We start from the raw sequence: 17,028 nt of genomic DNA, 5'->3' as shown, positions 1-17,028 counted from the left end.
GAGGACGATTCGAGGGGCCCGGTCCCCTGACCGAGCCCCTCGCTTCCCCCCACCGGCTCCCCCTTGATCCCCCCGGATACCTCCCCCGGGAAGCCGGATGCCACATACGACAGCCGGGGGGCCCGGGAGGTTGCGGCCCTTCCGAAGCGTTATCGATCCGTTACCCGAAGTGGCGGGAAGTCCGTTACGCACGGGGAAGCCGGTTCTCTGTGAAACTCGCCTTCTCCACTCTCGCCGTCCCCGGTCTCCCGCTCCCCGACGTCTCCCGGCTCGCCGCCACGCACGGCTGGGACGGCGTCGAGCTCCGCGCCCACCCCGAAGAGCCCCTCCACCCGGGCAGCGGCCCGGACGAACGGGCGGCGGCGGTACGGGCGTTCGCGGCGGAAGGGGTGGAGATCCTGGGGGTGGCCGGGTACGCCCGGGTGGCCGGTCCCGGCCCCGACGAGCCGGTGTTCGACGAGCTGGACGCGCTCGTCCGGCTCGCCGCCGACCTGCGGGCCCCCTTCGTCCGGGTGTTCCCGGGCGCCGGGGAGCAGCCGGCGGAGGAGGCGGAGGCCACCGCCGCGCGCCGGCTGGCGTGGGCCGCCCCGCTCGCCGCCGACCTGGGCGTCCGGGTGCTGCTGGAGACCCACGACTCGCACCCCCGCGCCCAGGACGCGGTCCGGGTGCTGGGTCCGGTCGGCCACCGGAACGTGGGCGCCCTCTGGGACGTCCTGCACACCTGGCGCAACGGCGAGCCTCCCGCCGTCACCCTGCCCGCCCTCGCCCCACACCTCGGCTACGTCCAGGTCAAGGACGTCGTCTCGGCGGAGGACACCACTCCGCTGCCGCTGGGCACGGGCGCGGGCGCGGTGCCGGTCGCCGAGTGCGTCGCGGAGCTCGCCGCGGCCGGCTGGGAGGGCTGGCTGTGCTGGGAGTACGAGAAGCGGTGGCACCCCGGGGCGCCGGACTTCGCGGGGATCGCGGGGCCGGGGCGGGAGTACCTGAGCGGCCTGCTCGCGCGCTGACGGACCGTCGGCCGCGAAACGTCCGGCCCCTCGGCCGTCCGCTCAGTCGGCGGCGACGGTCACGGCGATGCCCGCCAGCGCCGCCCCCGTCACGTACCGCTGGACGCGCAGCCAGCGCGGACGGCGGCCGAGGAACGAGGCGACCGACCCGGCCGTCACGGCGATCAGGCCGTTGACGGTGAGCGCCACGGTGATCTGGGTGAGCCCGATCAGCAGGCTCTGCACGGGGACGGACCCCCGGTCCGGGTCGACGAACTGCGGCAGCACCGAGACGTAGAGGATCGCGATCTTCGGGTTGAGCAGATTGGTCACGAAGCCCATCACGAAGAGGCGGCGGGCCGGGTCCGGCGGCAGCGGCTTCGGGTCGAACGCCGAGGTGCCGCCCGGCCGCAGGGCCTGCCACGCCAGCCAGGCCAGGTAGCAGGCGCCGGCCAGCTTGACCGCCGTGTAGACGGCCGGTACCAGGGCGAAGAGGGCGGCGATCCCGGCGACCGCGGCCAGCAGGTACACGAGGAAGCCCGCGGCGACCCCGAGCAGCGAGATCAGCCCCGCGCGCCGCCCCTGGGTGACCGAACGGGACACCAGGTACATCATGTTGGGGCCAGGGGTGAGCACCATGCCCAGGGCCACCAGGGCCATGCCCGTCACCGCGTGCCAGGTGACCACGGGGAACTCCTTTGTTCGTAGGGAGGAATGGGGGTCAGGTCACTGAGTGGTGCTCGTACGGGCGGCGGCCGGTCCGCCCCCGCCCGTAGACACCCCGCCCGTAGACACCCCGCCCGTACGCGCCCCGCCCGTACGCGCCGCCCGGCGGAAGGCCGGCCGCCCGGACCCCGCGAACGACGCCACCGCGATGCCACCGACCAGCAGCACCGCCGCGCACCACCCCAGCGGGCTCACCCCCTCGTCGAGCAGCAGTGCCGCCGACGACATCCCGAAGACGGGCACGAGCAGCGAGAAGGGGGCCACGGCCGAGGCGTCGTAGGTGCGGAGCAGATGGCCCCAGAGGCCGAAGCCGAGCACCGTGCTGACCCAGGCGACGAACAGCAGCGCCCCGACGCCGCCCCAGTCGAGGGAGCGCAGCGCCTCGGCGTCGGCGTGCGGGCCCTCCACGGCGAGGGAGAGCAGGAGCAGCGGCAGGACCGGGACGGCGCTCACCCAGACGATGAACCGGAAGGCGTCCGGCGCGGCGGCCTTGCGGGTGAGGATGTTGGAGACGCCCCAGAAGGCCGCCGCGCCGATGACCAGGGCGAAGCCGAGGAACGGCCCGGACAGCCCTTCGTCGACCGCCGCGACCACGATCCCGGCGACGGCGACGGCCAGGCCCACCGCCCTTGCCCCGCGCACCCGTTCGCCCAGCGCGACGACGGCGAAGAGGGCGGTGAACACCGCCTGCGCCTGGAGGACCAGCGAGGACAGTCCGGCGGGCATCCCGGAGCGCATGCCGACGAACAGCAGCCCGAACTTGCCCACGCCCAGGACCAGTCCGACCCCGATGACCCAGCGCCACTTCACCTGCGGTCGGCCGACGAGGAAGACCGCCGGCACGGCGGCGGCGAGGAAGCGCAGGGCACCGAAGAGGAGGGGCGGGAAGTGGTCGAGTCCGACGTCGATGACGACGAAGTTGACGCCCCACAAGGCGGCGACGAGGACGGCGAGGAGGAGGTGGTGCGGACGCATGCGATCAGCATCACGGGCCGGAACCGTGCAGCACCAGTTCATCTTCCTTCACTATGGGATTGAGCGATGCTTCAACGATTGGAGGTGGGCGAACGTGCTGGACCTGTCCCGGATGCGCGCCCTGCACGCCGTGTCCGTCCACGGCTCGGTCAGCGCGGCGGCGATCGCCCTGGGCTACACCCCGTCCGCCGTGTCCCAGGCCATCGCCAAGCTGGAACGGGAGACCCGGACCTCCCTGCTGGAGCGGCGCGGCCGGGGCGTGGTGCTCACCGACGCCGCCGTACGGCTCGCGGACACCGCGCGGGAGCTGCTGGCGCTGGTCGAGCGGGCCGAGACCGAGCTGGACGAGCGCCGCGGCCTGCCCACCGGGCGGCTGACCGTCGCCGCGTTCCCCACGGCCGCCCGGGACCTGCTGCCGGGCGTCCTGGCCCGGCTGGCCCGGGAGCACCCGACCGTGGACGCCCGGATGTCGGAGGTCGACCCGCATCTGTCGGTGGGGCTGGTCGCCCAGGGGGCCATCGACCTGGCCGTGGCCCACGACTGGGACATCAACCCGCTGCCCGCGCCGGAGGGCATGGAACGGGCGACGCTGGGCGAGGACCGGTGCGACGTGATCGTCCCCCGGGGCCACCGGCTGGCCGCACGCGACGTGATCGTGACGACCGATCTCGTCCACGAACGCTGGATCTGCCAGCCGCCCGGCACCGTCTGCCACGACTGGCTGGTCCGGACCCTGCGGGAGACCGGCCACGAACCGAACCTCGCGCACCAGGTGGCCGAGTTCCAGACCCAACTGGCTTTGGTCGACGCCGGGCTGGGCATCGCCCTCGTCCCCCGGCTGGGCCGCGGAGCGTTGCCGTCCGGCGTGGTGGCGCTGCGGCTGGACCCGGTGCCCGTACGGCGGCTGTACGCGTACTGGCGGACCGGCGCGGCCCGCCGACCGGCGATCACCGAGACGGTCCGGCTGCTCCGTGCAGCGGCGGCTGGGGAATAGCGCAGGAACCGGGCGGCCGGGCGGTCCGTCCAACGTCCGTGCCGCCGGCGAGTCCTCCCGGTGCGGTGCCGGGGCCGTCGCGCGCCGCGTCGTCCGGCAGCCCTCCCCGCCGGCCGCGGCCGGTGGCACGCCGCCGCCTGTGCGCGCCCTCCCGAAGCACCGGCGGCGGCACCCGCGCACGCGAGCGGCGGGCGCCCCCTACGCTTCGGGGGCACCCGCCGTCATCCGTACTCCGTCCCTACGGACGCAGCGCGGTCTGCTTGTCGTTCTTCACCCGGTCGAGCTTGGCGTCGAACGGCGCGAGCGGCTTGGCGGCCTTCTCGTCCTTCTGGACGGCCTTGGGCGCCACGCCGGCCCACTTCAGGACCTCGGCCGTGGCCTTGGCCCGCTCGTCGGCCACCAGCTGGGAGATGTTGGAGCCGTGGTTGCCGCCCGGGGCGTAGAAGCGGAAGTCGTGCCGCGCGGCGGCACCCTTGCCGAGGCGGAACGGCTCACCGCTCCACGGGTCGTTCTGCCCGTAGACGAAGAGCATGTTGCGGCTGTCCTCGCGCACCCAGCGGTCGACGTCGGCCATCGCGCCGTTGCGGAAGGTCATCGGGATGTCCCGGGGGACGTACGAGCGCGGCTGGTTGATGTTCGGGTACCGCAGCACGCCCTTGAGGTGCGGGTTCTTCACCGTGGGGGCGCCCAGCTGGGTGCCCGCCTGGTAGTAGTACGGGGTGAAGCGCTCCAGGCCCTGGTCGGTGTAGCCGTCGAAGCCCGAGATGTCGTCGATGAACTTGTACAGCTCGTCGGTGGACGCCTTGGTGGCGGGGACGGAGGCGCAGTCGCTCTGCAGGTGGTACTGCCAGAAGGACCAGACGAGGTCGAGGACGACGTTCTCGTACGCCTTGTCGGCGCTGCCGACGACCTTGAACGTCTTGCCGTTCTCCTTCGCCCACTTCTCGTACCGGGCGACGATCTCGTCCCGGCGGACCAGCGCCTCGCGCTGCACCGAGTTGAGCTGGTTGCGGCAGGCCTGGTCGCCGACGTTCTTGAAGAACTTGTCGTACGCCGAGTCTTCCTTGTCGTTCACGTCGTTGGGCGCGACGTAGGCGACCGTGCCGTTCATGTCGTTCGGGTAGAAGCGGCGGAAGTAGGTGGCCGTCATGCCGCCCTTGCTGCCGCCGGTGGCCAGCCAGTTCTTCCCGTAGACGGGCTTCAGCGCCTTGAACAGGCGGTGCTGGTCGCTGGCCGCCTGCCAGATGTCCAGCTTGGACCAGTCGGCGGGCTGCGGCCGGGACGGTGTGAAGAAGCGGTACTCCATCGAGACCTGGTTGCCGTCGATGATGCGCGTCGGCTCGCTGCGGCTCGGGTTGGTGGAGACGTTGTAGCCCGACGTGAAGAACACGGTGGGCCGGTCGGTGTCCTTGTGCAGCAGGGTGAAGCGCTGCTCGAAGGTGCCCTTGCCGGGGTTCCGGTGGTCGACCGGCTGCCGGTACGTCATCACGAGGTAGCGGTAGCCCTGATAGGGCTTCTCCTCGACGAACTTCATCCCGGGAATGCTCAGGATGCGGTCCTTGATGTCGGTCTGCGGAGCGGTGATCGCCGCCGCCTCAGCCGTGGCGCTGCCGGCGCCGATCGCTCCTATGAGCATCGACGCCGCAAGCAGCGATCTGACAGCCTTGCGCATGCGCCCTCCCCTGGGTTCGCAAAGGTCGCGGTGAACCTACCTGGGGTGACATGCGTTGCGCCAGACCCTTTGTCCTCGCAGTTCACACGGCTTGGGGTCCTTTCGGGCTCCTTACGGGCTCCTTCCACGGCCGCACGACCGGCACGGGCCGACCGGGCTCGTCCAGCCACACGCGCTCGCCGTCGGCGTCGACGGTCAGACCGAACCGTTCGAATCCGGGCCGCCCCCGAGCGTCCCACCAGTGGAAGGCGGCACTGACCTCTGCCCACAGTTCCCGGGGCCCGGACTGGTACACCTCGAACTCGTCCCTCCCCGGCTCGTAGTCCACCGTCGCCCACGACGTGACGGCGGTGTCACGCAGCCACAGGGTGTAGGAGCCGTCGCCGTACGCCTCCATCCACGGGAACGCTTCCGGCACCTGCACACCGATCGCGAACATCACATGCCAGTCGCCCACCGCTTCCGGGGACAGATCCGTCAAGCCGCGCACGCCGTCGGCCGGCCACTTCCGGCCCCCGAGGTACTCCCGGACGTGCGTCCGCTCGGTTCGCTGCGCCCGGAGCCGCATGAACGCGGACGACCCGACGAACCGGCCGGACGCGGACCCGTCTCCGGAGACGGTGAGGCGGACCACGGCTTCCCCGCCGTAGACGGGCCCCCATGGGGCGACGATGACGCCGCCGGGCTTCGTCTGCCGGATCCACGCCCGGGGCAGGCTGCCGACGGAGCACGTGGCGATCACCCGGTCGTACGGAGCCCGGTCGGGGAACCCCTCGGCACCGTCTCCGACCACAGTGAGCGGCGCGTACCCCGCCGCGTCCAGCCGGGTGCGCGCTTCGTGCGCGCTGTTCTCGTCCACCTCCACCGTGACGACGTTCGCGGGGCCGACGCGGTGGGACAGCAGGGCGGCGTTCCAGCCGGTTCCGGTGCCAATCTCCAGCACGCGGTGCCCTTCTCCGACACTCAGTGCATCGAGCATCGAGAACACCATGGTGGGCATGGAGTTGGAGCAGGACGGCACCTTTCCCTTCCCCGGCCCCGTGTACGTGCCGTCGTCCCACTGGGTGGTGATCGGCGCGTCTCGATACACGGCGGCCCACCAGGCTTCGGGCTCGTCCCTTCGAACCACCCGGTCACTTTGCCGGTTCATGCCGGCGCGGCCGGGCCAGATGACGTCGGGCACGAACAAGTGCCGGGGCACCGCCTCGAAGGCGGGCAACCAATCACCGGTCAGCGCTCCGGACGCCAGGAGCGCGGAGGCGAGCCCCTTCGGACCCGCCTCCTCCATGCCGTCGGCGTTCACTCAGCCGCCGTCCGCCGGGTTCTTGCCGTCGTTGGTGTTGCCGCCCTCGTCGGACCCGCCGCCGCCGTGCTTGTTGCCGCTGTCGCTGTCGTCTTGCGGGTTGCCGTCGGCCATCGTCTGCCACCAGGGCATGGATCCTCCTTGGATGAGTGGTGCGGGTGGGGTGTCTCCCCACGCCGCCGTACGGTTGCGCCCCCGTCCGGCCGGGCGGGAGCCTGCGGGGGGGGCCTACGCGCCCCAAGGGGTCGCAGGGCCCCAGTGCGCCGTGTACAGGTGCAGCCCACGAGCGGCCATCACCCGTTCGCCATCACCACGATCACCGGCGCCGAGCGCCCGCCCGAACTCGGCCTGCAACCGGGCGCACTCGGGGCACTCCTTGCGGACCCAGCCGCTCGGCGCGCTGCTCACCGGCGGGGAATCACCACCGCTGCCTGCGGCGGTCACCATCCGCGCCTCCCCTCCCGGTTCAGCTCGCGCACGCGGGCGCGGAGCTTGTCGGTGGTGGTGGCGCGGCGGTAGCGCGACGGCCGCCACGGCCGGCCGCCGCCGAGCGGGCGCAAGATGATCTGCCGGGTGGCCTGGTCCCACCCGACGACGACCCCGAACCGGTCGAGTTCGATGTCGAGGATGAGTTCAAGCGGTTGAGGAACCCAGTCGTCAACCACGGTGCACCTCGTCCCCGTGCCGCAACCCCTCCCGCCGCAGCAACTCCACACGCTTCCAGTCACCGGCCCGCTCGGCGGCGTGCCGCGCATCGGTGATCCGCGTGCACGCGGCGCACGGCACGTGCGGGTTGGGCACGAGCGCGGGGCGCGCCCCGATCCCGAAGGACATGTGCGTCATACGTTCGGGCCTCCGTAAATCCTGCTCGTGGGCGATGAGCAACCGACCGAGCCGCCATCGGTGATCGGGCACTGTCAGGTTGGACCTGTGTAACGTCGGAGGACAGGGGTTTGGGGTACCCAGCGGGTACCCAAACACCTTGCCAGGGGCGCCCGTTGCTGGATCATGGCAACGGCGAACGTCGATTCGAAAGCCGGGCAGTATGAGCGCGATCATTGAGGTTCCGGGGCCGGGAGCGAACGTGAGGGTGCTCCGGGACGAACGCGGCTGGAAGCAGGAAGAGCTGGCACGGCGCGCCGGGCTGTCCAGGCCGCATATCGGAAAGATCGAACGCGGCGAGCGGACACTGACCCAGGGCGTGGCTGCCGCGCTGGCGCGCGCATTCGGCGTCAGCCTCGAAGTGGTTCTGGGATCCACACCGGTTGTCGGCGCCGAGGACTCACTGAAAGCCCTGAATTCGGCGATCCGGCGATTCGACCTCCCGGCGGAATCCACGACGAGCCCGGAACAGCTCAGGGCAGCGCTGACCGAACTGTCCGAGATCCGCGGGAAGGCCGACCTGACCCAGGTCCTGCTGAAACTCCCGCCGCTTGTGTCGGAGGTGACGAACCACGCGCACAGGACGGGAACTCCGGAGGCGTGGGCCATGGTGGCGGAGGCGTACTCCTGCGTCTACTGGCTTGCCGCACGCCACCGTTGGATGACCCTGGCCGACTTGGCGGTCACCAAGCAAAAGATCGCCGCACAGCAGGCCGACCCGGTGACACTCGCGGTCGCCGCCAGGGACGAAGCCGGGGTCTATCTGAACCACGGAGAATTCGAAGACGGCCTGGCCGTCGTGGACCGCGCCATCACTCAAGTGGAGCGAGGGGGCGCCACCGGATTCGAGCGCTCCTACGCGCTGGGAACCTTGCACCTCCGGGGGCTGACCTTGGCCGGCCGACTGGGCGACAAGCGTACGGCCGACCGCCACATCGACAGCGCTTGGGCTCTCGCCGAGGATTTCGGCCGGGACGTCAACCGCGCCGGCGGGATCGGCGGGATCCACTTCGGCCCGCAGAACACCGCCATCCACGTCGTCGCGACGTGCAGTGACCTCCGGAGGTACGCCGACGCCATCGCGGTCATGGAGGACCTCACCAAAGACCCGGTCCGGCGGCCGTTGAGGCTTCCCGCCACACGAACCAGCCCGATGTACATGAACACCGCTCGCTCCAAGTTGGCGCTGGGCGATCGGGACGGAGCTCTTGAGGAACTGGAAAAGGCTTGGAGCATCGCTCCGCAAATGGCGAAAGTGCACCCCACCAGCCAGGAACTCATCCGAGTCCTGACGACGCTGCACAAGCGGAGCAATCCGCGACTCGTCAGGCTCGCCCAAAAAGCCGACATCGAATTCTGACGTCATCTCACCACCGGAAGGCACCCCATGACGGGCGAGTCGCACACCGACGGGACGGCCGGCTTCCTGCTGGAAATGGGCATGTTGAAGCGGGCCAAGAGGTCAGGGTGGTGGATCGCCGGAGTGAAGGAACCGGAGTCGATCGCGGAGCACTCGTTCCGGACGGGGATCATCGGCTCTGTCCTGGCCATGATGGAGGGGGCCGACCCTGCCAAGGTGGCTCTCCTTTGCCTCTTCCACGACACCCAGGAGACGCGCGTCGGGGACATTCCGCACATCGGACGCCGGTATCTGACCGCGGCGTCGAATGAGAGCGTGACCGCGGACCAGGTCTCGGGCGCCCATCCGGCTGTCAGGGCTGGCGTTCAGCGCATCGTGGAGGAGTACGAGAACGGAACCGGACTGGAGGTTCTGTGCGCCCATGACGCCGACAAGCTGGAGTGTCTGATTCAGGCAGTGGAATACCGCGAGCAGGGATATCAGAACGTCCAGAACTGGATCGACACCAGCCGCTCTCGGCTCAAGACCGCATCTGCGCAGTCCCTCGCCGAGGCGGCGTTGCGTATGACGTCGGTGCAGTGGCAGGAGACGTATCTTCGTTGACGTCCGGTTGGGGAGCCCCTGTCCGCGACGACGCGTGAAGGTGCCCAGCCGCACGGCCAGGCGCCGTCTCGTCCGGCGGGGCTATCCGGCCGACGCGGCCGGCGTCCGGGGTGCTCGGATCAGGGCGGAGAGTGGGTTGCCCGGCTTCCTGAGGGCCGTTGGCGGGGCCGCGGCCGTGCCTTTCGACGGGGGCCGCGGTGCGATCACGCAGTTGGACTTGCCGGATTCCGCTTCGCCGTTGACGGCGGTGACACAGAATTCGTAGTTCCACACGCCGGGGAACAGGAAGGCGATGCCCCGGCTGGTCTCGTTGGTGACGTACTCGTCGGCCTTGGAGGGGCTGTCGCTGTTGATATTGCGGACCCAGACGCGGTAGCCGGCGGCCTGGCGGGAACCGGCCCAGGTCAACTGCACAGTGGTGGGATCGGTGGAGGTGACCTTCAGGTCGCCGGGGGCTGGTGGCGTCCCGGCGCCGACGGTGACGGAACGGGCGACGCCCGGCATTCCACCGCCGGCGGCGTTCCACGTGACCACCGCGACGAGGTAGTGGTGGTCCGGGATCAACCCGTCGATGTGCGCTGAGGTCCCCCTGACCGCAGTGCTGTTGATGAACGCCCCGGGGGTGTCCCTGTCCCAGGTGATGATCTCGTACCGGTCGATCGTGTCGGTGTACGGGCCGGTCGGCGCGTCCCAGGACACGTCCACGCCGGTGGCGGTGGCGCGGGTGACGATCTTCTTGGGCGCCGCGGCGGTCTTCGGGTGTGCGGTGGCGCTGAACGTCTCGGACCACCCGGACTTCCCGTCATCCGCGTTGTCGGTGCGGACCTGGTATTCCCACTCCCAGCCGTCGAGCGTCCAGGTGGTGTCGAAGCGGGGCGCCCTGACCGGGGCCTCGTTCCAGGTGCCGGAGCCCTTGATCCGGTTCCGGACCGTGTAACCGCGGGCGCCGTAGACCGGTTTCCAGTTCAGGGTGATTCCGCTCGGTCCGGAATCGATCCAGATCGTGCCCGGCGTGAGCGCCGGCCGGTCGGGGATGTTCGTGGGGAAGCGGACCAGTTCTTCGCCGAGGCCGTAGCTGTTGTGCAAGGTACGCACGAATGCCTGGGCGATCTGGTACTCGCCCAGGGCGTTGGGGTGCAGCCCGTCGTAACCGGCATGGCATCTGTCCCTGTCGCAGCTGTAGTTGCGAGCCCAGTCGACCAGGGCCACGTGGGACTTGTCGGTACTCCACTTCGGGATCGCGGCCGCGAGCATGCTGTTGTACTTCTCGGTGTTCACCGGCAGGTCGTCCCGGCCGTCGATGAACGTCCGCTGCGGGACATTGGCCAGAGCGAAATTGATGTCCGGTTTGACGGCGCGGGCCTGGTCGACCAGCGTCCGCATACTGTCCAGCGTGCCTTCCGGGCCACTGACGAACCAGCCCATGTCGTTGAACCCGAGCCCCACCAGCAGCATGTCCGGCTGGTATTTCGCCACCTGCTCGGCGATCAGCTTCTTGTCCTGCGCCGCCTGCCGTCCCCAGACCGCGAAGTGGTCGGTGTCGAACTCCGGCGCCACCCCGGCGGCGTACCCGCCCGAGGTGAGGGGAGCGCTCTCGGCCGGTTGCGTCGCCTGTCCCTGCAGTGGCGGGGCAGCAGGGGCCTTGGGGGCCTCCTGCGGCCGGGTTCCCTCGTACGGGCCGACGAAGTCGACGTCGATGTGCTCCTGCTTGAACCATTCCCACAGGCGATAGCGCCAGGTCCAGTCCCCTTCGTAGCCCTGGGACATCGAATCGCCCACCACCATGACCTTCAGCGGCACCTCGGACTGTCCGACGCCGCGGGAAAGCCTTTGCAGGTTCTCGAGCAGTCTCGGCGCCATGCCCTGGAGGCGGTCGGCCACGAATCCGAGGACATTGCCCATGTTCCCCAGCTTCGTCATCCAGCCTCGCAGACCTCGCTGAGCATCCGTTATGAGGGAGGTGGTGCCCGAGGCAGCCCATTTCAGCAGCTGACCGCCGAGGCCGCCGCTGACGCCGCCCCATATCGCGACGGCGAGCGCCTCCATCCACACGTCGGCGTCGCCCAGCGAACGGTTGTCGAAATAGGCGTTCATCAGCTCACCGACGAGTGCGCCCATCGCCCCGCTCACCGCTCCGCATACCGGGGCCGCCGCCGGAGCCCCCACGTTGAACGCGAGCAGGCACGCGGCGCCGGAGACGACGGTGACTGCGAAGGCGACAGCACCGGCTATGAATTTCTGCCAGTAGTTCGCTGTGGTACCGACCTGCGCCTTGGGCACCACGATCACGACGCTGTCCTCGACGGAGACCACGCGCCCGTCGTAGTCGGCGGTGTTACTCCAGTCCTTCGGGGGATAGATCCCCACGCTGTTCCGCTGGAGCCGCTTGGCCACCGACTGGCCCAAGGTCATGCCCGCGTCCTGGTCGGCACGGATCGAGGCGACCCAGTCCGACGTGACTTTGTCCAACTGGTCCCGACCCTCGGGGGGAACGTTGAAATCGAGGGCGACGATCAAGTCGTCATCGCTCTTCCCCAGCGTCCGGAGCATCCCGGCGTCACGGGCGCAGCCCATCCGGAGCGTCACGGGCGCGTTCTGTTCGATGGCGAAGGAGGTGGCGTGCGCGCCGCACGCCTCACCGGACGTCTCGGCGCGTCCCTGCGCCACGGCGGATTCCCCGGCCCCCGCCACCAGCAACGCCATCGCCAAGGCGAACGCGATGAGGCAGTGGCCGCGCAGACGTCTGCTCCGTCCGCGCCCGCCGGGACGTAATCTCGCCCTTCCTGAACCTCGCATGCTGCCCATCACTCCTCAACGGCGAAGGATTCCCGGAAACGCGACGTCGCGTGCCGGGGCGGTGATGTGCGCACTCCGCACCGTCCGAGGGGCGAAGAGCGCCCATTGGGCGATCATGACGTACCCGCAGGGCGCCTACAAGGAGTTCACTTCCGGAGCCGTGCCGTATCCCCCGATCCGTGATCTCCTGTAGCCCTGCGGATGGTTCGGAAGGCGGACCTCCACTCAGACCCCGGCCAACCGCCGCATAATGGCGAGGAGTTCCTCCGGCGGCCGGATGGAGAACTGACGCGTCTCGTGGTCGATGACCGTCAGCGAGGTCAGGGTGCCGTTCTGCCACCAGTAGACCCGGGGCGAGAGGCAGGTATCGGGGTTGTCCTGGTACGCGCCGAGACCGAACGCCGCCAGGTCGTTGACGGCGCTGACGATCGTTCCGTCCACGACGGGGTGGAAGGCGAGGTTGTGCCGGCTCGGTACGGTCACGAGGACGCCCTCGGCGGGCGGCGCCTGCCCGGTGACCTCGCGGACCAGCTCGTCCAGGACGAGGATCTTGCTGGCGGCGTGCGCGGAACCCGCGCCCACGATGTACAGGACGGTCCCGTCGGGCCGGTCCAGCCGGTCGTGGCCCATCGGCAGCGCCGCGAGGTTGGCGCGGGCCGCCGCGCGCAGGGCCGCCGGGTCGCCGTCCGACGCCACGCCCTTGTCGTCCAGGAGCACGATCGAGTCGGGGGTGTCGAGGGCGATGCCCTCGACCAGCCCCTCGGCCACCGGGCGGAGGTAGCCGAAGGCGTGCCGGACGTCGGCGGGGACGTGGGTGTCGGAGAGCAGGCGCAGCAACGGCTGGTGCGGGTGTGACGTCATGGCGTCAGCCTAGAGGTGACGCCATGACACGCCCCAAGCCCGTCCTCAGGCGCCCACCCCGAGCGCCTCCTCCCGGCCCGCGCCGCCCGCGAACGTGCGCCACAGCTCCGCGTACCGGCCGTCCAGCGCCAGGAGTTCGGCGTGGGTGCCGTCTTCCACGACTCTGCCCCCGTCCAGGACGACCACCCGGTCCGCCCGCGCGGCCGTCGTCAGGCGGTGGGCGACGACGAGGGTCGTGCGCCGCCCCGCCAGGCGGTCCGTCGCCTCGTTGACCAGGGCCTCCGTGGCGAGGTCGAGGGCGGCCGTCGCCTCGTCGAGCAGCAGGATGTCCGGGTCGACGAGCTCCGCCCGCGCCAGGGCGATCAACTGGCGCTGCCCGGCGGACAGGTTGCGGCCGCGCTCCGCGACCGGATGCAGATAGCCGCCGTCCAGCGTCGCGATCATCGGGTGCGCCCCGACCGCCCGCGCCGCCGCCTCCACCTCCGCGTCGGACGCGTCCGGCCGGCCGTAGGCGATGGCGTCGCGGACCGTGCCGGGGAAGAGGTAGGGCTCCTGGGGGACGACGCCCAGGCGGTGGTGGTACGCGACCGGGTCCAGCTCCCGCAGGTCGTCCCCGTCCACCCGGACCGCCCCCGACGTCGGGTCGTAGTAGCGGGCGACCATCTTCACCAGCGTGGACTTGCCCGCTCCCGTCTCGCCGACGAAGGCGACGGTCTGGCCGGCCGGGATGGTCAGGTCGATGCCGGTGAGGGCCTGGGCGCGACCACCGGTGCCGGAGTCGGAATCGGGGTCGTCCGAACCGTAGCGGAAGTGCACGTCGTCGAAGACGATCTCGCCGCGCAGCTTCCCCACCGCCCGCGCGTCCGCCGCCACCGGCGTGGACGTCCGCTCGCGCAGCAGCGCCTGGATCCGGCCCAGCGACACCGTCGCCTGCTGGTAGCCGTCGAAGACCTGCGAGAGCTGCTGCACGGGGGCGAAGAACAGGTCGATGTACAGCAGATAGGCGACCAGCGCGCCCGTCGTCAGCGTCCCGTCGTCCACCCTCCCCGCACCGACGATCAGCACCGCCGCCGACGCCACCGACGACAGGAGCTGGACGAAGGGGAAGTACACCGAGATCAGCCACTGCCCCCGCACCCGCGCCCGCCGGTAGCCGTCGCTCCGTTCGGCGAACCGGTCGGCGCCGGCCTCCTCGCGGCGGTACGCCTGGACGATGCGCAGGCCGGCGACGCTCTCCTGGAGGTCGGCGTTGACGAGCCCGACCCGCTCCCGGGCGAGTTCGTACGCCTTGACGCTCTGCCGCCGGAAGAAGACCGTGCCGACGACGAGCAGCGGCAGCGTCGCGAAGACCACCAGGGCCAGCTGGACGTCGATGACGAGCAGCGCGACGAGGATGCCGAGGAAGGTGAGGACGGAGACGACGGCCGTGACGAGACCGGTCTGGAGGAACGTGGACAGGGCGTCCACGTCCGTCGTCATCCGGGTCATGATCTTGCCGGTGAGCTCGCGCTCGTAGTAGTCGAGGCCGAGGCGCTGGAGCTGCGCGAAGATCTTCAGACGGAGGGAGTACAGGATGCGTTCGCCGGTCCTGCCCGTCATCCGGGTCTCGCCGACCTGGGCCGCCCACTGGGCGGCGACGACCAGCAGCGCCAGCCCGGACGCCGCCCAGACCGCGCCGAGCGCCATCCGCTCCACGCCCTGGTCGATGCCGTGCCGGATCAGCACCGGCAGCAGCAGCCCGGCGACCGCGTCCACCGCCACCAGCAGCAGGCTCACCGCCAGCGGCGCGCCGAAGCCGCGCAGCAGCTGCCGCAGCCCGTACGCCTCCTCGGGGCGGGCGGCCCGCTCCTCGTCGATGTCCGGGGTGTCGGTGGCCGGCGGCAGGGCCGCGACCTTGGCGAGGAGTTCGGGGGTGGCGGGCATGCCGGTGAGGGAGCCGTGCGGATCGTCCGCTTCCGCCATGCCGTCCCGGTTCCAGAGCGCGGGCGTGACGCCGTCCACGCGGCCGTCCACCGCGTCCTCGACCGTGTCGACGGGCGGTTCCGTCGCACCCGCCGGGTCCTTGGCGACGCCGCCGAGCTCGTCGGGGTCGGTGAGCAGCCGCCGGTAGAGGGCGCACCGCTCCTGGAGCTCGTCGGCCGTGCCGACGTCCACCAGCCGGCCGCCGTCCAGCACCGCGATGCGGTCGGCGAGGCCGAGGGTGGACGCGCGGTGGGCGATCAGCAGCGTCGTCCGGCCGGCCATCACGCCGCGCAGCGCCTCGTGGATCTCGTGCTCGACGCGCGCGTCGACCGCCGAGGTGGCGTCGTCGAGGAGGAGCAGCCGGGGGTCGGCGAGGATCGCGCGGGCGAGGGCGATGCGCTGCCGCTGGCCGCCGGAGAGGGTCAGGCCCTGCTCGCCGACCTTGGTGTCGTAGCCCTCGGGCAGCGCGGAGATGAAGCCGTCGGCCTGCGCGGCCCGGGCGGCGGTGCGGACCTGCTCGTCGGTGGCGCCTGGCAGGCCGAACGCGATGTTGTCGCGGACGCTGTCGGAGAACAGGAAGCTGTCCTCCGGCACCAGCCCGATCGCGGCCCGCAGCGAGGCGTGGGTGAGGTCGCGGACGTCGTGCCCGCCGATGCGGACGGCGCCGGACGTCACGTCGTAGAAGCGCGGGAGCAGCAGGGACAGCGTCGACTTGCCGCTGCCGGACGCGCCGACGACGGCGACCGTCTCGCCGGGCTCGATCCGCAGGGTGACGCCGTCGAGGACGGGCCGCGCGGGGTCGTAGCCGAACGAGACGTCGTCGAACTCGACGGTCGCGGGGGCGTCGGCGGGCAGCTCGTGGGCGTCGGGACGCTCGTCGATCACCGGCTCGGTGTCGATCAGTTCCAGGACGCGCTCGACGCCGGCGCGGGCCTGCTGGCCCACGGTGAGGATCATCGTCAGCATCCGGACCGGGCCGACGAGCTGCGCGAGGTAGGTGGAGAAGGCGACGAACGTGCCGAGCGTGATCTGCCCGCGGGTCGCCAGCCAGCCGCCGAGCGCGAGCATGGCCACCTGGCCGAGCGCGGGGACGGCCTGGAGGGCCGGGGTGTAGCGGGAGTTGAGCTTGACGGTGCGCAGCCGCCCGGCGAACAGCCGGCGGCTGACCTTCCGGAGCTTCCCGGACTCCTGGGCCTCCTGCCCGAAGCCCTTGACGACCCGGACGCCGCCGACCGCGCCGTCCACGACGCCGGCGACGGCGGCGGCCTGCCCCTGGGCGTACCAGGTGGCGGGGAAGAGCTTGACGCGGCTGCGGGAGGCGAGGAACCAGAGGGCGGGGGCGACGGCGAGGGCGACGACGGTGAGCAGCGGCGACAGGACCGCCATCACGACGAGCGAGATCAGGAAGAGGAGGATGTTGCCGATCATCATCGGCAGCATGAACAGCAGGCCCTGGATCAGCTGGAGGTCGCTGGTGGCCCGGCCGACGACCTGGCCGGTGGAGAGCTCGTCCTGCCGCTTGCCGTCCAGCCGGGCTATGGACGCGTACATCTCGGTACGCAGGTCGTGCTGGACGTCGAGCGCCAGTCGGCCGCCGTAGTAGCGGCGGACGTAGGTGAGGCCGTAGACGACGACCGCGGCGACGATCAGCAGGGTGGCCCAGGGGGCCAGGGAGCGGTGGTGACCACCGATGACGTCATCGATGATCACCTTGGGTATGAGCGGGACGAGGGCCGTGACGGCCATGCCGCCCAGCGAGGACCCGAGGGCGAGCAGCACGGCCCGCCGGTACCGCCAGCAGTACCCGGCGAGCCGCCTGGCCCAGCCGGGACCGTCCGTCCGATGCTCCGCCTTCGCCGCCTTCTCCGCCTGAACCGCCACCCGGGTCCTCCCGCCTCGTACGCCTTA

15 protein-coding genes are annotated in these 17,028 nt (G+C 71.0%); 4 read left to right on the top strand and 11 right to left on the bottom strand.

Annotated elements, in window-relative coordinates; translation table 11 throughout:
• Positions 1-209: 209 nt before the first annotated feature.
• On the top strand, positions 210-1,007 hold the full coding sequence (locus tag JNW98_RS08245) for a sugar phosphate isomerase/epimerase family protein (RefSeq protein WP_223767435.1): 798 nt from the start codon (positions 210-212) through the stop codon (positions 1,005-1,007).
• Positions 1,008-1,049: 42 nt separating this feature from the next.
• Here JNW98_RS08245 and JNW98_RS08240 read toward each other — a convergent pair whose 3' ends face one another.
• Both JNW98_RS08240 and JNW98_RS08235 read right to left on the bottom strand, forming a co-directional pair.
• Complete coding sequence (locus JNW98_RS08240; protein WP_223767434.1) at positions 1,050-1,673, bottom strand: LysE family translocator; 624 nt, start codon at positions 1,671-1,673, stop codon at positions 1,050-1,052.
• Positions 1,674-1,712: 39 nt separating this feature from the next.
• Entirely contained in the window at positions 1,713-2,687 is a 975-nt protein-coding gene (locus JNW98_RS08235; RefSeq protein ID WP_223767433.1) for an EamA family transporter, read from the bottom strand.
• Positions 2,688-2,781: 94 nt separating this feature from the next.
• Here JNW98_RS08235 and JNW98_RS08230 point away from each other — a divergent pair, with 94 nt between their 5' ends.
• The gene (locus tag JNW98_RS08230) at positions 2,782-3,681 is read left to right on the top strand and encodes a LysR family transcriptional regulator (RefSeq protein WP_223767432.1); all 900 of its coding nucleotides are present in this window, start codon (positions 2,782-2,784) and stop codon (positions 3,679-3,681) included.
• Between the two features lie 238 nt (positions 3,682-3,919).
• Here JNW98_RS08230 and JNW98_RS08225 read toward each other — a convergent pair whose 3' ends face one another.
• The 6 genes from JNW98_RS08225 to JNW98_RS08205 form a co-directional block, all read right to left on the bottom strand.
• Positions 3,920-5,353 carry a S28 family serine protease gene (locus JNW98_RS08225; RefSeq protein ID WP_223767431.1) on the bottom strand — a complete coding sequence of 478 codons (1,434 nt, stop codon included), beginning with the start codon at positions 5,351-5,353 and terminating at the stop codon, positions 3,920-3,922.
• Between the two features lie 82 nt (positions 5,354-5,435).
• Positions 5,436-6,641 (bottom strand): methyltransferase domain-containing protein, encoded by a 1,206-nt coding sequence (locus JNW98_RS08220; protein WP_223767454.1) that lies wholly within the window; start codon positions 6,639-6,641, stop codon positions 5,436-5,438.
• A gap of 15 nt (positions 6,642-6,656) precedes the next feature.
• Positions 6,657-6,788, bottom strand: a complete 132-nt coding sequence (locus JNW98_RS36090; protein ID WP_263420546.1) for a hypothetical protein — start codon at positions 6,786-6,788, stop codon at positions 6,657-6,659.
• Between the two features lie 96 nt (positions 6,789-6,884).
• A complete protein-coding gene (locus tag JNW98_RS08215; protein WP_223767430.1) occupies positions 6,885-7,103 on the bottom strand; it encodes a hypothetical protein in 219 nt (72 codons plus the stop codon).
• Positions 7,097-7,321: a hypothetical protein gene (locus JNW98_RS08210; protein ID WP_223767429.1), complete on the bottom strand. Its 225-nt coding sequence runs from the start codon at positions 7,319-7,321 to the stop codon at positions 7,097-7,099. The genes JNW98_RS08215 and JNW98_RS08210 overlap by 7 nt, the downstream gene beginning before the upstream one ends.
• Positions 7,314-7,499: a hypothetical protein gene (locus tag JNW98_RS08205; RefSeq protein ID WP_223767428.1), complete on the bottom strand. Its 186-nt coding sequence runs from the start codon at positions 7,497-7,499 to the stop codon at positions 7,314-7,316. The genes JNW98_RS08210 and JNW98_RS08205 overlap by 8 nt, the downstream gene beginning before the upstream one ends.
• Before the next feature lie 202 nt (positions 7,500-7,701).
• Between JNW98_RS08205 and JNW98_RS08200 the strand changes: the two genes are divergently transcribed.
• Entirely contained in the window at positions 7,702-8,898 is a 1,197-nt protein-coding gene (locus JNW98_RS08200) for a helix-turn-helix transcriptional regulator (RefSeq protein ID WP_223767427.1), read from the top strand.
• Between the two features lie 27 nt (positions 8,899-8,925).
• Entirely contained in the window at positions 8,926-9,501 is a 576-nt protein-coding gene (locus JNW98_RS08195) for an HD domain-containing protein (RefSeq protein ID WP_223767426.1), read from the top strand.
• A gap of 81 nt (positions 9,502-9,582) precedes the next feature.
• Here JNW98_RS08195 and JNW98_RS08190 read toward each other — a convergent pair whose 3' ends face one another.
• The 3 genes from JNW98_RS08190 to JNW98_RS08180 all read right to left on the bottom strand — a co-directional run bounded on the left by JNW98_RS08190 (position 9,583) and on the right by JNW98_RS08180 (position 17,001).
• Complete coding sequence (locus tag JNW98_RS08190; RefSeq protein WP_223767425.1) at positions 9,583-12,204, bottom strand: fibronectin type III domain-containing protein; 2,622 nt, start codon at positions 12,202-12,204, stop codon at positions 9,583-9,585.
• Between the two features lie 318 nt (positions 12,205-12,522).
• The gene (locus tag JNW98_RS08185; RefSeq protein ID WP_223767424.1) at positions 12,523-13,158 is read right to left on the bottom strand and encodes a hypothetical protein; all 636 of its coding nucleotides are present in this window, start codon (positions 13,156-13,158) and stop codon (positions 12,523-12,525) included.
• A gap of 45 nt (positions 13,159-13,203) precedes the next feature.
• Complete coding sequence (locus JNW98_RS08180; protein WP_223767423.1) at positions 13,204-17,001, bottom strand: ABC transporter ATP-binding protein; 3,798 nt, start codon at positions 16,999-17,001, stop codon at positions 13,204-13,206.
• Positions 17,002-17,028: the final 27 nt, after the last annotated feature.

This window comes from Streptomyces huiliensis, assembly GCF_020037025.1.
GTDB classification, from domain to species: Bacteria; Actinomycetota; Actinomycetes; order Streptomycetales; family Streptomycetaceae; genus Streptomyces; species Streptomyces huiliensis.
The sequence above is the reverse complement of the archived record's forward strand: the minus strand, read 5'-3'. Positions and strand labels throughout refer to the sequence as shown.

Bases quoted from the DNA above. Each gene is read 5' to 3' on its own strand.
- JNW98_RS08235 (WP_223767433.1), bottom strand. From the start codon at position 2,687: ATGCGTCCGCACCACCTCCTCCTCGCCGTCCTCGTCGCCGCCTTGTGG.
- JNW98_RS08225 (WP_223767431.1), bottom strand. From the start codon at position 5,353: ATGCGCAAGGCTGTCAGATCGCTGCTTGCGGCGTCGATGCTCATAGGA.
- JNW98_RS08220 (WP_223767454.1), bottom strand. From the start codon at position 6,641: ATGGAGGAGGCGGGTCCGAAGGGGCTCGCCTCCGCGCTCCTGGCGTCC.
- JNW98_RS36090 (WP_263420546.1), bottom strand. From the start codon at position 6,788: ATGCCCTGGTGGCAGACGATGGCCGACGGCAACCCGCAAGACGACAGC.
- JNW98_RS08215 (WP_223767430.1), bottom strand. From the start codon at position 7,103: ATGGTGACCGCCGCAGGCAGCGGTGGTGATTCCCCGCCGGTGAGCAGC.
- JNW98_RS08205 (WP_223767428.1), bottom strand. From the start codon at position 7,499: ATGACGCACATGTCCTTCGGGATCGGGGCGCGCCCCGCGCTCGTGCCC.
- JNW98_RS08200 (WP_223767427.1), top strand. From the start codon at position 7,702: ATGAGCGCGATCATTGAGGTTCCGGGGCCGGGAGCGAACGTGAGGGTG.
- JNW98_RS08195 (WP_223767426.1), top strand. From the start codon at position 8,926: ATGACGGGCGAGTCGCACACCGACGGGACGGCCGGCTTCCTGCTGGAA.
- JNW98_RS08190 (WP_223767425.1), bottom strand. From the start codon at position 12,204: ATGGCGTTGCTGGTGGCGGGGGCCGGGGAATCCGCCGTGGCGCAGGGA.
- JNW98_RS08185 (WP_223767424.1), bottom strand. From the start codon at position 13,158: ATGACGTCACACCCGCACCAGCCGTTGCTGCGCCTGCTCTCCGACACC.